This is a genomic window from Micromonospora sp. WMMD956, from assembly GCF_029626125.1.
Classification (GTDB): domain Bacteria; phylum Actinomycetota; class Actinomycetes; order Mycobacteriales; family Micromonosporaceae; genus Micromonospora; species Micromonospora carbonacea.
The window spans coordinates 6,192,968-6,206,595 of sequence record NZ_JARUBI010000005.1 but is presented as its reverse complement, the minus strand read 5'-3'; the positions used below and the strand labels follow the sequence as shown (position 1 = coordinate 6,206,595).

Here is a 13,628-nt window from a genome sequence, read left to right as displayed (position 1 = left end):
TCACTCCTCGGCGTTAGGAGGCGACAGCGCCACCGGTGGCCGCCCTCGGGCGGCCCGGGTCCGCAGTGCGATGCGGATCCGGGCCGACACGGACGGCGTCGGGGCTACCGGTCCCAGGAGCGGGCCCGGTGGAGTCGCGGATGACCAACTCGGTCTGGAGCATTACCTGTGCGGTGGTGCGACGGGCGCCGACTGCCGTGCCCCTGCCGACGCCCCGGGGTCCCCGCGGCGCGTCGGTGTCCTGTTGCAGCAGCATGTCGACGGCCGTCCGGCCGGCGGCCGCGGTAGGCGTGGCCACCGTCGTCAACTTGGGCCGGGTGAGCCGGCTCAGGGCGATGTCGTCGATGCCGACGACGCTGACGTCCTGCGGCACCCGGACCCCGAGGGCGTCGAGGCCCTCGATCAGCCCGATCGCCATCAGGTCGTTGTAGGCGAGCACGGCGGTGACGCCGCTGCGCTGGACGTGTTCGGCCAGCGCGAGGCCGCCGTGCTCGGTGGGCGGGTTGGGGCCGAGGACGGTCAGCTCCGCGCCGCCGGCCCGGGCCGCGGCGGCGGCCGAGCGGCGGATCTCCCGGCTGGTCCACGAGCCGCGCGGCCCGCTGAGCAGGCCGATCGCGGTGTGCCCGAGGCCGACCAGGTGCTCGATGGCCGAGCGGGCGCCCTGGCCGACGTCCATCATCACGCAGGGCAGGCCGGTCACCTGGCGGTTTATCACCACCAGCGGGACCTCGCGGCTGAGCTGCTCGATGAGGCTGTTGCTCATCCGGGGGCTGCACAGCAGCACCCCGTCGACCTGCTTGGCCAGGGCGTGGACCAGTTCCTCCTCGGCCGTCGGGTCCTCGTTGGTGTCCGCGACGAAGATGTGGTAGTCGCGGTGCCGGGCCTGCCCCTCCGCCGCCTTGATCAGCGGCGGGAAGAACGGGTTGGCGATGTCGGCGATGATCAGGCCGATGTTGTGGGTGCGACCGGTGATCAGGGCCCGCGCGGCGCGGTTGGGCCGGTAGCCCAGGTCCTCCGCGCAGGCCAGCACCCGGACCCGGGTCTCCGGGTTGACCAGGTGCGGCGCGGAGAACGTGCGGGATACCGTCGAGATGTGCACGCCGGAGGCCCGTGCGACGTCCCTGATGGTGACTGGCACGGCGGCCCTTTCGTCCGGTGTGGCTGCGGTCACGTGGGTGCCGCCAATTAATGCAAACGGTTGCTCCAGTGTCAACGCTCGAAGGTTACGACCAGGTTTCGAACGGGCACGCATCATGCGTTCGTATGGTGCGAAAGTAGGACGAGGCACGCGGATTTTGTTTCCGTCGTTGACTCGCTGCGATCGATCGTGGTTTCTTCACTGCAAACCTTTGCAGCCAGCCAGGAGGCCCACGCGATGTCTTCCAGAACCGGCGGACGGACCCGGCACGCCGTGGTGGGCACCGGGGCCCGGGCCGAGATGTTCGTCCGGGCGCTGGTGCGCGACCACGCCGACACCGCCGAGCTGGTCGCGTTCGCCGACGTCAACCAGGCCCGGATGGACGCGCACAACCGGTGGCTCGGCGAGCTGGGCCACCCGCCGGTGCCGACGTACCGTGCCGACGAGTTCGCCGCGATGCTGGCCAAGGAGCGGGTCGACACGGTGCTGGTCACCACCGTGGACGCCACCCACGACGAGTACATCGTCGCGGCCCTGCACGCCGGCTGCGACGTGGTCTCGGAGAAGCCGATGACCGTCGACGCGCCGCGCTGCCGGCGCATCCTGGACGCGGTCGCCGAGACCGGCCGGCACGTCACCGTCGCGTTCAACTACCGCTACAACCCCCTGCACGAGCAGCTGCGCCGGCTGCTCGCCGACGGCGCGGTGGGCGAGATCGGGTCGGTGCACTTCGAGTGGCTGCTCGACGTGCGCCACGGCGCGGACTACTTCCGGCGCTGGCACCGCGACAAGGCCAACTCCGGCGGGCTGATGGTGCACAAGGCCAGCCACCACTTCGACCTGGTCAACTGGTGGCTCGACGCCACGCCGGTCGAGGTCTACGCCGCCGGCCGGCTGTTCTTCTACGGCGACGCCGGCCGCCGGCACGGCTACGCCCGCGACTACGAGCGCGCGCACGACGCCCCGGCCGCCGCCGCCGACCCGTTCGCGCTGCGGATGGCCGAGCACCCCCGGCTGCGGGAGCTGTACCTCGACGCCGAGGCCGAGGACGGCTACCACCGCGACCAGAACGTCTTCGCCCCCGGCGTCACCATCGAGGACGACATGGCCGTGCTGGCCCGCTACTCCACCGGCGCGACGATGACCTACCACCTCACCGCGTACGCCCCCTGGGAGGGCTACCGGGTGATGGTCAACGGCAGCCGGGGCCGCCTCGAACTGGAGGTCGTGGAGAGCGAGTTCGTCAGCCCGCAGGCCGCCGGCGCGCTCAAGGGCGCGGCGCTGCACGGCGCCGAGGCCGCCGCCGAGGGCGGCTCGGCCACGCTCACGCTGCGCCCCTACTGGCAGCCGCCGCGGCGCATCGAGGTCGAGGGCTACACCCGGCAGGGCCACGGCGGCGCGGACGCCCGGATGACCCGGGTGCTCTTCGGCGGCGCGACGGACCCGCTGCGCCGGGCGGCCACCGCCCGCGACGGGGCCCTCGCGCTGCTCACCGGCCTGGCCGCCAACCGGTCCTTCGAGACCGGCCAGGCCGTCCGGGTGGCCGACCTGCTCTCCCTGCCCTGACCGACCGCGCGCCGGGCGCGCCGCCGTCGCGGCCCGCCCCGGTGGGGCCGGCCGGCGCTGCCCGGCCCCGCCGGCCCGTCCCCGCACCATCGACCGCATCCGAGGAGCCATCCGACGTGCCGACCACCTCCCGACCCGACCTGCTCCTCCCCGCCGACCCGGGCCTGCGCGCCCTGGCCCGGCAGCTGTACGCGCTGGCGGCGGAGCAACCGATCATCTCCCCGCACGGGCACGTCGACCCGGCCCTGTTGGCCGAGGACCGGCCCTTCCCGGACCCGTCCCGGCTGATCATCGTGCCCGACCACTACCTGACCCGGATGCTGCTCAGCCAGGGCGTGCCCCCGGCCGAGCTGGGCGTCCCGACGGTGGACGGCAGCCCGGTGGAGACCGACGGCCGGAAGATCTGGCGGCGCTTCGTCGACGGCTGGCACCTGTTCCGGGGCACCCCGTCGCGGCTGTGGCTGGAGCAGACCCTCACCGAGGTCTTCGGGGTCGACACCCCGCTGTCCCCCGCCACCGCCGACGCCGTGTACGACCAGGTCGCGGCCCGCCTCGCCGAGCCCGCGTTCCGGCCCCGGGCCCTGTTCGACCGGTTCAACATCGAGGTGCTGGCCACCACCGAGTCGCCCCTGGACGACCTGGCCCAGCACGCGAAGCTCGCCGCCGACGGCTGGGGCGGCCCCGGCGGCAAGGTGGTCACCACGTTCCGCCCGGACAACGTGGTCGACATGGAGTTCGACAACTGGGCCGGCAACGTCGAGCGGCTCGGCGCGGTCGCCGGGGAGGACACCGGCACGTACGCCGGCTTCCTGGCCGCCCTGCGGCGACGCCGGGAGGCGTTCATCGCGGCCGGCGCGACCTGCTCCGACCACGGCCACCCGACCGCGCAGACCCTGGACCTCGACGCGCGGGAGGCCGCGGCGCTGTTCGAGCGGGGCCTGCGCGGCACGGCCGACGCCGCCGACGCGGAGGCGTTCCGGGCGCACATGCTGCTGGAGTTCGCCCGGATGTCGCTCGACGACGGCCTGGTGATGCAGCTGCACCCGGGCTCGGTGCGCAACCACAACCGCTGGCTGTACGCCCGGCACGGCCGCGACGTCGGCGGCGACATCCCGCAGGCCACCGAGTACCTGCACGCGCTCACCCCGCTGCTGGACGCCCACGGCAACGACCCCCGGCTGCGGGTGGTGGTCTACACCCTCGACGAGTACACGTTCACCCGGGAGCTGGCCCCCCTCGCCGGCGGCTACGCGGCCCTCTACCTCGGCGCGCCCTGGTGGTTCCTGGACTCCCCCGAGGTGCTGCGCCGGTTCCGGGAGGCGGTCACCGAGACCGCCGGCTTCTACAACACGGCCGGGTTCGTCGACGACACCCGGGCGTTCTGCTCCATCCCGGTGCGGCACGACGTGGCCCGCCGGGTCGACGCCGGCTTCCTCGCCCGGCTGGTCGCCGAGCACCGGCTGACCGAGGACGAGGCCGCCGAGACGATCGTCGACCTCGCCTACCGCCTGCCCAAGAGGGTCTACAAGATCGGGGAACAGCTGTGAGTGTCAGGATCACCTCCGTCGACGTGCACGACGTGCGCTTCCCGACCGCGGCGGCCGGCGACGGCTCGGACGCGATCAACAAGGGCGACTACTCGGCGACGTACGTCGAGCTGGGCACCGACGCCGGGGTGGTCGGCGCGGGCTTCACCTTCACCAACGGGCGGGGCAACGAGATCACCTGCGCCGCCGTGCGGGCCCTGGCCCACCACGTGCGGGGCCGTACGGTCGAGGAGATCGTCGCCGAGCCGGTGACGTTCTGGCGCTCGCTCAGCGCCGACGTGCAGCTGCGCTGGCTGGGCCCGGAGAAGGGCGTCATCCACATGGCGACCGGCGCGCTGGTCAACGCCGTGTGGGACCTGCGGGCCAAGCTCGCCGGCAGGCCGATGTGGCGGTTCCTCGCCGAGCTGCCCACCGAGGAGCTCGTGGCCAGCATCGACTTCCACCACATCACCGACGCCCTCACCCCCGACGAGGCGGCGGCCATCCTCGACAAGGGCCGCGACGGGATGGCCGACCGGGTCGCCCTGCTGGAGCGCGACGGCTTCCCGTCGTACACCACCTCGGTCGGGTGGCTGGGCTACCCCGACGAGAAGGTCCGGGCGCTGACCCGGGAGGCGTACGCGGCGGGGTGGCGGGCGATGAAGATGAAGGTGGGCGGCCCGCCGGCCGACGACCTGCGCCGGGCGCGGATCATCCGCGCCGAGATCGGCCCGGACGCGCTGCTGATGATGGACGCCAACCAGGTGTGGGACGTCGACGAGGCGATCACCAACATGACGGCGCTGGCGGAGGTCGACCCGTACTGGATCGAGGAGCCGACGCACGCCGACGACATCCTCGGCCACGCCCGGATCGCCCGCGCGGTGACCGAGCTGACCGGCGGCCGGTGCCGGGTCGCCACCGGCGAGGTGGCCGCCAACCGGGTGATCTTCAAGCAGCTGCTCCAGGCCGAGGCGATCGGCGTCATGCAGATCGACGCCTGCCGCGTCGGCGGGGTCAACGAGGTGCTCGCGGAGATCGTCATGGCGGCGAAGTTCGGCGTGCCGGTCTGCCCGCACGCCGGCGGCGTCGGCCTCTGCGAGTACGTGCAGCACCTGGCCGTCTTCGACTTCCTGCGCGTCGGCGCCAGCCTCGACGGCCGGATGGTCGAGTACGTCGACCACCTGCACGAGCACTTCGTCGACCCGGTCCGCACCCGGGACGGGCGCTACCTGCTGCCCACCGCGCCCGGCTACAGCGCCACCATGCGCCCCGGGTCGATCGCCGAGTTCCGCTTCCCGGACGGCCCGGCATGGCGGTGACCGTGGGCGCGTCCCGCCTCGGGCTGGCCGCGCTGCGCCGGCTGCCCGAGGCCAGCCGACCGCTGCTGCGCCCCGGCACCGTGCCGGCCGGCATCGTGCACCTGGGCCTCGGCGCGTTCCACCGCGCCCACCAGGCCGTCTACACGGAGGAGGCGGTCGGCGCGGCCGGCGGCGACTGGGGCATCGTCGGCGTCGCCCCGCGCAGCACCGACCTCGTCGAGACGCTCGCCGCGCAGGACAACCTGTTCAGCGTGACCACCCTGTCCGGCGAGGGCGACAGCACCCGGGTGATCGGGGCCCTGGCCGGGGTCCGGCACGCGGCGAGCGACCCGAACGCGGTGGTCGCGCTGCTGGCCGACCCGGCGATCCGGGTGGTCACCCTGACCGTCACGGAGAAGGCGTACCAGCTCGACCCGGTGACCGGGCGGCTGAGTCCCGACGCGGCGCTCGCCGCCGACCTGGCCGGCGACGCGCCGCCGACGACGGTGCCCGGCCTGCTGGTGCGCGGGCTGGCCGCCCGGGCGGCGGCCGACGCCGGGCCGGTCGCGCTGGTCAGCTGCGACAACCTGCCCGCCAACGGGGCCCGGCTGCGCGGGCTGGTCGAGCAGGCGCTGGCCCGCTCCGGCGCGTCCGACCGGGTGCTGTCCTGGGTGGCCGGGCAGGTCACGTTCCCCGGCACGATGGTGGACCGGATCGTGCCGGCCAGCACGGCCGAGACCCTCGCCGCGGCCCGCGACGCGCTGGGCTTCGCCGACCTGGCGGCCGTGGCCGCCGAGCCGTACCGCCAGTGGGTGATCGAGGACGACTTCCCGGGCGGCCGGCCGGCGTGGGAGGTGGCCGGCGCGGTGCTCACCGACGACGCCGGGCAGTGGGAGCGGGTGAAGCTGCGCGGCCTCAACGGGCTGCACTCGGCCACCGCCTACCTGGGCGCCCTCGCCGGGCGGGAGACCGTCGCCGACGCGCTGGGCGTGCCGGGGCTGACCGGGGTGCTGCGCCGGCTGGTCGCCGAGGAGGTGGCGGTCAGCTTCACCCCGCCGGACGGGGTGTCGATGGTGGCGTACGGCGACGAGGTGCTGGCGCGGTTCGCCAACCCGGCGATCCGCCACCGCACGCTCCAGATCGCCATGGACGGCTCGCAGAAGCTGCCCCAGCGGGTGCTGCACACCATCGTGGACCTGCGCGCGGCGGGCCGGTCGGCCCGCTGGTCGGCGCTGGTGGTCGCCGCGTGGATGCGGTTCGTGTGCGGGACCGCCGACGACGGCACGGCGCTGCCGCTGGCCGACCCGCTCGCCGAGCGGATCACCGGGGCGCTGGCCGCCTCCGGCGGCACCCCGGCCGGGGTGGTCGAGGCGCTGTTCGGGCTGCGGGAGGTCTTCCCCGCCGAGGTGGCCGGCGACGACGAGGTCCGCGCCGACGTCACGGACTGGCTGACCGCCCTGCACCGGCACGGGGTCGCGGCGACCCTGGCGGGGGCGGCATGAGGACGGTGCCGGCATGAGCGCCGGGGCGACCGGCGCGCCGCCCCGGGTGGCGGTCATCGGCGCGAACGGGCACGGCCGCTGGCACCGCCGGGTGATCGCGCCGCTGCACGAGGCCGGCCGGCTGCGCCTGGTCGCGCTGGTCGACGTACGCCCGATCGAGCCGGAGCCGGCGGCGGCGCTGCCGGCGGACGCGGCGGTCTTCACCGACCACGCGGAGATGCTGGCGGCGGCGAAGCCGGACGTGGTGGTGGTCTGCACCCCGCCGCACACCCACCTGCCGATCGCCCGGGACGTGCTGGCCGCCGGGGCGGACGTGCTGCTGGAGAAGCCGCCGGTGCTGTCGATGGCCGAGCACCGGCTGCTGGCCGCCGCCCTGGCCGAGACGGGCCGGGCCTGCCAGGTCGGTTTCCAGGCCCTCGGCTCGGCGGCGCTGGCCGAGCTGACGGCGGCGGTGGCGGCGGGGCGGCTCGGCACGGTCACCGGCATCGCCACGGTGGCCGCCTGGCAGCGCTCGGACGGCTACTACGCGCGGGCGCCCTGGGCGGGCCGGCGCACGCTGGACGGCCGCCCGGTGCTCGACGGGGCGCTGGCCAACCCGCTCGCCCACGCCGTCATGCAGTGCCTCGCCGTGGCGGAGGCCGTCACCGGCGCACCGGTGCGGCCGGCGACGATCGAGCTGGAGCGCTACCGGGTGCGCCCCATCGAGGTGGACGACACGGCGGCCCTGCGGGTCGTGCCGCGCGCCGGGCCGCCGATCGTGGCGGCGGTGACCCTGGCCGGCGAGGACTTCGTCGCCGGGGAGGTGCTCGTGACGGGCTCGGCGGGGCGGGCGGTGCTGGAGTATCCGACGGACCGGCTGCTGCTGCCCGGCGACGACGCGCCCCGGGAGGTGCCGGGGCGGCGCGGCCTGCTGGAGAACCTGCTGGCGCACCGGGCCGACCCGGCCGGGACGCCGCTGATCGCCCCGCTGGCCCGCACGGCACCGTTCACGGCCGTGCTGGAGGCGGTCCAGGCCGCGCCCGAGCCGACGCTGCTCGGCGGCGACCTGGTGACCGCGACCGGCCGGGGGCCGGACCGGGTGCTGACCGTGCGCGGCGTCAACGCGGCGCTGCGGGCGGCAGCCGGGTCGGGGGCGCTGCTGTCGGAGCTGGGTGTGCCGTGGGCGGTGCCGCCGGTGCGCACCGAACTGGCGCGGGAGGGGGCGGCCGAGGCGGGCCCGGTTCCGGGCCACTGAAAACACGCTGCAAACGACGGGCGACGGCCGGTCCCGCATATCGGGCGCAACCACCGCGTTCGGGGCCGCGAACGGCCGGGTGAATGCCGCTTGTCACAATTCGGTGCAACATAGCTGCATATAGAAAGCATTGACTCACTTGAGTGATTTTCCTTACGGTCAGTCGTACCGGCGTCCCGTGCCCGTCACGGGATCCGCCGCACCGACAGACCCCTTCGGAGAGTCCTCATGCGTCACCGCTTTCCCGGGGCGGCCCTGGTCGCCCTGTCCCTGCTGGTCACACCGGGCGCGGCGGCGGCCGCCCCCGCCGACGCCGCCGGCCCGGTGCCCCGGCCCGTCGAGCGCTTCGCCCGCCAGACGCTGCCGCCCGGCGACGGCTGGGCGGCCGACGGCGTGGGCACCACCGGCGGCTCGGCCGCCGCCGCCGACCAGGTCCACCTCGTGCGCACCCGCGCCGAGCTGGTCGACGCCCTCGGCGGCGACAACGCCACCAACCGCACCAACGCCACCCCCAAGCTGATCGTCGTCGACGGCGTGATCGACGGCTTCGAGGCCGCCGACGGCAGCCTGCTCGGCTGCGCCGACCTGGCCGACCCGGAGTACTCGCAGGCGGCCTACCTGGCCGCGTACGACCCGGCGGTCTGGGGCATGGTGCCGCCGACCGGGCCGCTGGAGGCCGCGCGGGTGCGCTCGGTGGCCAACCAGACGAAGCAGACCCAGATCAACGTCGGCCCGAACACCACCATCGTGGGGCTGCGCGGGGCGACGCTGACCGGGCTGACCCTGATGATCGACACCGCGAACAACGTGATCGTGCGGAACCTGACCTTCGACGACGCCCGGGACTGCTTCCCGGCCTGGTCGCCGACCGACGGCGCGACCGGCAACTGGAACTCCCAGTACGACCAGGTCTCGGTGCGCCGCAGCGAGCACGTCTGGGTGGACCACAACACGTTCACCGACGGCGACAACCCCGACAGCGCGCAGCCGGTGTACTTCGGCCGGCCCTACCAGGTGCACGACGGGTCGCTGGACGTCACCCACACCGCCAGCCTGGTCACCGCCTCGTACAACCGGTTCGTCGGCCGGGACAAGCTGATGCTGATCGGCTCGTCGAACACCGTCGGCCCGGACGTCGGCCGGCTCAAGGTGACCCTGCACCACAACATGTTCGACCGCGTGCTGCAGCGGCTGCCGCGCGTGCGGTTCGGCCAGGTCGACGTCTACAACAACTGGTACCGGCTCTCGGGCGAGGGCTTCGAGTACGCCGTCGGCGTCGGGGTGCAGTCCGCCGCGTACGTGGAGAACAACCACTTCACCCTGGGCGCGGGCATCGCCGCCGGGGACCTGCTCTACGACTGGGGCGGCACCGCCGTCACCACCCGGGGCAACTGGGTGCGCGCCGACGGCGACCGGGCCCGCCCGGTCGACCTGGTGGCCGCGTACAACGCGGCCCACGACCCCGACCTGGGCGGCGACGCCGGCTGGACGCCGACCCTGCGGCACGGCCAGGTGCTGCCCGCGCCGCTGGTCCCGCTCGTGGTCGGCGCGCTCGCCGGCGCGAACCGCCTGCCGCTGTGAAAGGAGGGGCCCCTTGTTAACGCATAAGGTAGAGAAGGGCCCCCTTCTCACCTGACTCGGCGTGCCGGGGCGGGGGCCCCCTCTCTCCCCCGTCCCGGCACGCCGACCCTGCGCCAGGGGCCGTCGCAGCGGGGCCAGCCCGCGGGTCGGCCCGCGCCCGCGGGGTCAGCCCCGGCGCGGCGGGGCGGTCCGGCGGGTCGCCCGGCGGTGCCGCCACAGCCGGACCGCCACCAGGACCACGAGCACGGCCAGCACCGCCTCCCCGCCCAGGCCGAGGCGGCGCTCCAGCAGCCGGTACGAGGCGCCCGCGAGGAACCCGAGCACCGCCACCGCGACCGACCAGAGCACCCCGCCGGCCACGTTGGCCACGGTGAACGTGGCCCGCGGCATCCCGCTGAGCCCGGCGATGCCCGGCACCAGGGCCCGCAGCGCCGCCGCCCAGCGGCCGATCAGCACGGCGACCGCGCCCCGGCGGCGCACCAGGTCGAGCGCGCGCCGCAGCTCGCCCGAGCGGACGAACTGACGGGGCGTGCGGGCCAGCAGCCGGCGGCCGTAGCGGCGGCCGACCAGGTAGCCGGCCTGGTCGCCCAGCACCGCCCCCGCCACGGCGGCCGCGATCACGGCCCACAGCGGCAGCCGCCCGGAGTGCGCCACCACCCCGCCCACCAGCACGGCGATCTCCCCCGGCACGAACAGCCCGAGGAACGTCGACGCCTCCAGCGCGGGAAGCAGGAAGACCAGGGCGAGCACCAGCGCGGGCGGCAACACCACCAGCACCCCCAGCACCCGGTCCACCCCGATCATTCTGCCCGGCCGGGCCTCGGCGCGGCCCCGTCCGGCCGACCCGCCCGGAGCACCGCGGACGTGCGGCGACTGCGAGACCGGCGACGCCGGGCCGGCCACGGTCGGCGTCACAAGGCCGACGGACGGGCCCACCGACGGTGAAGATCAGCTATAAGTGGTGGATGGACTTCCCGCCGTACCTGGCCTCGATGCCCATGCACGCGATCACCGAGATCCACGGAGAGCCGGGCCTGCGGGAACGGTTCCGGCTGGAGATCCACGCGTTCGACGAGGAGGCCCGCGCCCGGCTCACCGCCGCCCTCGACCTCGCCGCCGAACTGCACCGCGACGACCGGCGGGTGCGCGAGCCGTACCTGAACCACCTGCTGCGGGTCGCGATCCGGATGATGCACCACTACCAGGTGCGCGACGTGGACGTGGTCGTCGCCGGCCTGCTGCACGACGCGGTGGAGGACCACCCGGCGGAGCTGGCGGGCCAGCACCGGGCGGGACCGGCGACCGGCGGCGACCGCACGGCCGCGGCGCTGGCGACGCTCGCCGCGCGGTTCGGCCCGCGGGTCGCGCGGCTGGTCGCCGCGGTCACCAATCCGGCGTACGACCCGGACCGGGACCGGCACGCGCAGTACCGGGAGCACGTGGCGGCCAGCCTGGACCGCGAGCCGTGGGCCCGGGTCGTCAAGGTCTCCGACTTCACCGACAACGGGGTCGGGTTGATCCACACCGTCGGGCCGCGGGTCTACTCCCTGGCGGCGAAGTACCGCCCGCTTGTGCCGGTCCTGCGGGAGCTGGTCGCCCGGCCGGACACCCCGCTCGCGCCGGAGGTCAAGGAGCACATCTTCGGCCAGCTCGACCTCGCCGAGGAACGCTTCGCGGCGATCCTCGACGAGCCGGTGGAGGCCGGGGCCCCGACCGGCCGGTGAGCCCGCGGGCCCGGGGGGCGCGGGCTCCGGTGCGACCCGCCCAGCGGCGCGGCAGGGCGCCGGTCGGCTCAGCGGCCCGGCAGGGCGCCGGTCGGCTCAGCGGCGCGGCAGGGCGCGCGTCGTGCGGCGGCGCACGTCCGACACGCGTTCCGGTGCGTCCCGCAGCACCACGCGCAGCGGGTGCGGGGCGTCACCGGCGGCACCGCCGAGGACCGCCAGGAGCAGGCCGAGGTGGCCGACGGGTTCGTCGGCGAGCAGCTGCGCGGCCTCGTCGACCACCAGGGTCAGCGGGCCGGCGTCGAGCCGGTCGCGCAGGCTGTCGGCGAGCGCGTCCCAGTTGCGCCCGACGTGGCCGGGCAGGTCGAGCGCGCCGACCAGCGCCGTGAACAGGCCGGACCGGCTGCGGGCGCTCGCCGCCACCAGCACGGCCCGCTCCCCCGACGCGTCCGTGGGGCCGGTATCCGCGATGCTCAGCCACGACGGCAGCCCGATGGCGTACCCCTCGGTCATGGTGCCCTCCCCGGTGCGGCGCCGGACCGCGCGGACCGGCGCCGGGGAACAGTCTGGGCCCGGCGGGCCGGCGCGGGCCAGGGGCGGCGGGGGAACTGATCCGCACACGGCGGTGAAATCCGCGCCAACGCGGGTCGGGCGGCCCGGTCCGGGCCGCCCGACCCGGGCGGTCAGCAGCCGATCCGGCTCGCCCCGACCGCGACGTCGTCGAACCAGAGGGTGTCGGCCCCCTCACCGTAGCTCTCCCAGCCCAGCCGCAGGTCGGTGAGCTGCGGACGCCACGTGCGGTTGAGCCACTGCCCGTCGATGTCGTGGGTCGGGGTGCCGTCCACGGTCAGGCCGGTGACCGCCGTGCCGTCGACCCAGGTGTTCAGCCGGCCCTGCGCGCCGTCGACCATGAACTCGACGCAGGACCAGCGGTTGGTGGTTAGTGGCAGGCTCAGCGCCACCCCGGACGGGCTCTGCTCCGGCAACGTCGCGTCGTCGGAGGCCCGGTTCCACTGGAGCGCGCCGTTCTGGCCGCCCATCCGCAGGTCCTTGCCGCCGTCGGCGGAGTCGGCCATGGCCAGGAACGTGACGTGCGAGGTGGGCAGGGCGGTGGTGTGCCGCACCCAGAGCCGGGCGTAGCGGACCGCGCCGAGGGTGCTCAGGCCCTTGGTGGTCCGGGCGAACACGTGGTTGCAGTAGCCGACCGTGCCGTTGATGCGCAGCGAGCGGCTGCCGCTGTGCGTCGTGGCGGTGTCGATCGCCGCCGTGCCGGTGCCCGAGCAGTCGGGGTTGACCACCGCCCAGTCGCCGGACGGCGTCGACCCGGTCTGGTTCTCGAATCCGTCGCAGAGCACGGCCGTGCCGCAGCCGGCGGGCGGCGGGGTGGTGGGCGGCGGCGTCGTGGGCGGCGGGGTGGTCGGGGGCGGCGTCGTGGGGGGCGGGGTGGTGGGCGGCGGCGTCGTCGGGGGCGGCGTGGTCGGCGGCGCGGTCGTCGTCGGAGGCGGGGTCGCGCCGTTGCACGGTACGCCGTTGAGCGCGAACCCGGTCGGCCCGGCCGTGTTCGCGCCGACGGTGCCCTGGACGCCGAACTCGGTCGACCCGCCCGCCGGGACGGAGGCGTTCCAGGCGACGTTGCGGGCGGTCACCGCCGCGCCGGACTGGCTGACCTCGGCGCTCCAGCCGTTGGTGATCCGCTGGTCGCCGCCCCACGTCCAGGTGACGGTCCAGCCGTTGACGGCGGTGTCGCCGGGGCTGATCCGGATGTTGGCGGTGAAGCCGCCGGTCCACTGGTTGGGCACGTAGTCGATCCGGCAGCCGGCGGCGGCGGTCGCGGGGGCGGTGGGCAGGCCGACGCCGGCCAGGGCGGCGGCCAGGACCGCCCCGGCGGCGACGATCGGGGTGAGACGGGCGCGGGAGATCCTCATCGGGTTCCTTCCGGGGGTGTGCCGCCGCACGGGCGCGGAGCGTGGCCGACGGCGGCACGGGGGAACTGCGGGAACGCTCGCATGGCGGCGCGACCGGCGGCGCGACGCGGATGCCCGGCTCCGGGCGGACCATC

General features: G+C 75.2%; 11 protein-coding genes. 7 read left to right on the top strand and 4 right to left on the bottom strand.

Annotated features, from left to right (window positions below; translation table 11 throughout):
* Positions 1 to 13: 13 nt before the first annotated feature.
* Positions 14 to 1,138: a LacI family DNA-binding transcriptional regulator gene (locus tag O7628_RS27085; RefSeq protein WP_178064685.1), complete on the bottom strand. Its 1,125-nt coding sequence runs from the start codon at positions 1,136 to 1,138 to the stop codon at positions 14 to 16.
* A gap of 237 nt (positions 1,139 to 1,375) precedes the next feature.
* On the opposite strand from O7628_RS27085, the gene O7628_RS27080 reads away from it, so the two are divergent.
* From O7628_RS27080 to O7628_RS27055, 6 genes are all read left to right on the top strand, one after another.
* Positions 1,376 to 2,704, top strand: a complete 1,329-nt coding sequence (locus O7628_RS27080) for a Gfo/Idh/MocA family oxidoreductase (protein WP_278134853.1) — start codon at positions 1,376 to 1,378, stop codon at positions 2,702 to 2,704.
* A 116-nt stretch (positions 2,705 to 2,820) separates the two neighbouring features.
* Positions 2,821 to 4,251 carry a glucuronate isomerase gene (gene uxaC, locus O7628_RS27075; protein WP_278134851.1) on the top strand — a complete coding sequence of 477 codons (1,431 nt, stop codon included), beginning with the start codon at positions 2,821 to 2,823 and terminating at the stop codon, positions 4,249 to 4,251.
* Positions 4,248 to 5,552 carry an enolase C-terminal domain-like protein gene (locus tag O7628_RS27070; RefSeq protein ID WP_278134849.1) on the top strand — a complete coding sequence of 435 codons (1,305 nt, stop codon included), beginning with the start codon at positions 4,248 to 4,250 and terminating at the stop codon, positions 5,550 to 5,552. The genes uxaC and O7628_RS27070 overlap by 4 nt, the downstream gene beginning before the upstream one ends.
* On the top strand, positions 5,543 to 7,033 hold the full coding sequence (locus tag O7628_RS27065; RefSeq protein WP_278134848.1) for a mannitol dehydrogenase family protein: 1,491 nt from the start codon (positions 5,543 to 5,545) through the stop codon (positions 7,031 to 7,033). Before O7628_RS27070 ends, O7628_RS27065 begins: the two co-directional genes overlap by 10 nt.
* Before the next feature lie 13 nt (positions 7,034 to 7,046).
* Positions 7,047 to 8,267 (top strand): Gfo/Idh/MocA family oxidoreductase, encoded by a 1,221-nt coding sequence (locus tag O7628_RS27060; protein ID WP_278134847.1) that lies wholly within the window; start codon positions 7,047 to 7,049, stop codon positions 8,265 to 8,267.
* Positions 8,268 to 8,495: 228 nt separating this feature from the next.
* Positions 8,496 to 9,848, top strand: coding sequence for a pectate lyase (locus O7628_RS27055; RefSeq protein WP_278134844.1), 1,353 nt, complete (start codon positions 8,496 to 8,498; stop codon positions 9,846 to 9,848).
* Between the two features lie 165 nt (positions 9,849 to 10,013).
* On the opposite strand, the gene O7628_RS27050 is transcribed toward O7628_RS27055, so the two are convergent.
* Positions 10,014 to 10,643 carry a DedA family protein gene (locus O7628_RS27050; protein ID WP_278134842.1) on the bottom strand — a complete coding sequence of 210 codons (630 nt, stop codon included), beginning with the start codon at positions 10,641 to 10,643 and terminating at the stop codon, positions 10,014 to 10,016.
* 170 nt (positions 10,644 to 10,813) lie between these two features.
* Here O7628_RS27050 and O7628_RS27045 point away from each other — a divergent pair, with 170 nt between their 5' ends.
* On the top strand, positions 10,814 to 11,572 hold the full coding sequence (locus O7628_RS27045) for an HD domain-containing protein (RefSeq protein WP_278134840.1): 759 nt from the start codon (positions 10,814 to 10,816) through the stop codon (positions 11,570 to 11,572).
* A 96-nt stretch (positions 11,573 to 11,668) separates the two neighbouring features.
* On the opposite strand, the gene O7628_RS27040 is transcribed toward O7628_RS27045, so the two are convergent.
* Together O7628_RS27040 and O7628_RS27035 are read right to left on the bottom strand one after the other, a co-directional pair.
* Positions 11,669 to 12,082, bottom strand: a complete 414-nt coding sequence (locus tag O7628_RS27040; protein ID WP_278134838.1) for a barstar family protein — start codon at positions 12,080 to 12,082, stop codon at positions 11,669 to 11,671.
* Between the two features lie 170 nt (positions 12,083 to 12,252).
* Positions 12,253 to 13,494, bottom strand: a complete 1,242-nt coding sequence (locus tag O7628_RS27035; RefSeq protein ID WP_278134835.1) for a cellulose-binding domain-containing protein — start codon at positions 13,492 to 13,494, stop codon at positions 12,253 to 12,255.
* Between the last annotated feature and the right edge of the window lie 134 nt (positions 13,495 to 13,628).

Coding starts and splice junctions, on each gene's coding strand:
- O7628_RS27080 (WP_278134853.1), top strand. CDS start 1,376: ATGTCTTCCAGAACCGGCGGACGGACCCGGCACGCCGTGGTGGGCACC.
- O7628_RS27065 (WP_278134848.1), top strand. CDS start 5,543: ATGGCGGTGACCGTGGGCGCGTCCCGCCTCGGGCTGGCCGCGCTGCGC.
- O7628_RS27060 (WP_278134847.1), top strand. CDS start 7,047: ATGAGCGCCGGGGCGACCGGCGCGCCGCCCCGGGTGGCGGTCATCGGC.
- O7628_RS27055 (WP_278134844.1), top strand. CDS start 8,496: ATGCGTCACCGCTTTCCCGGGGCGGCCCTGGTCGCCCTGTCCCTGCTG.
- O7628_RS27045 (WP_278134840.1), top strand. CDS start 10,814: ATGGACTTCCCGCCGTACCTGGCCTCGATGCCCATGCACGCGATCACC.
- O7628_RS27040 (WP_278134838.1), bottom strand. CDS start 12,082: ATGACCGAGGGGTACGCCATCGGGCTGCCGTCGTGGCTGAGCATCGCG.
- O7628_RS27035 (WP_278134835.1), bottom strand. CDS start 13,494: ATGAGGATCTCCCGCGCCCGTCTCACCCCGATCGTCGCCGCCGGGGCG.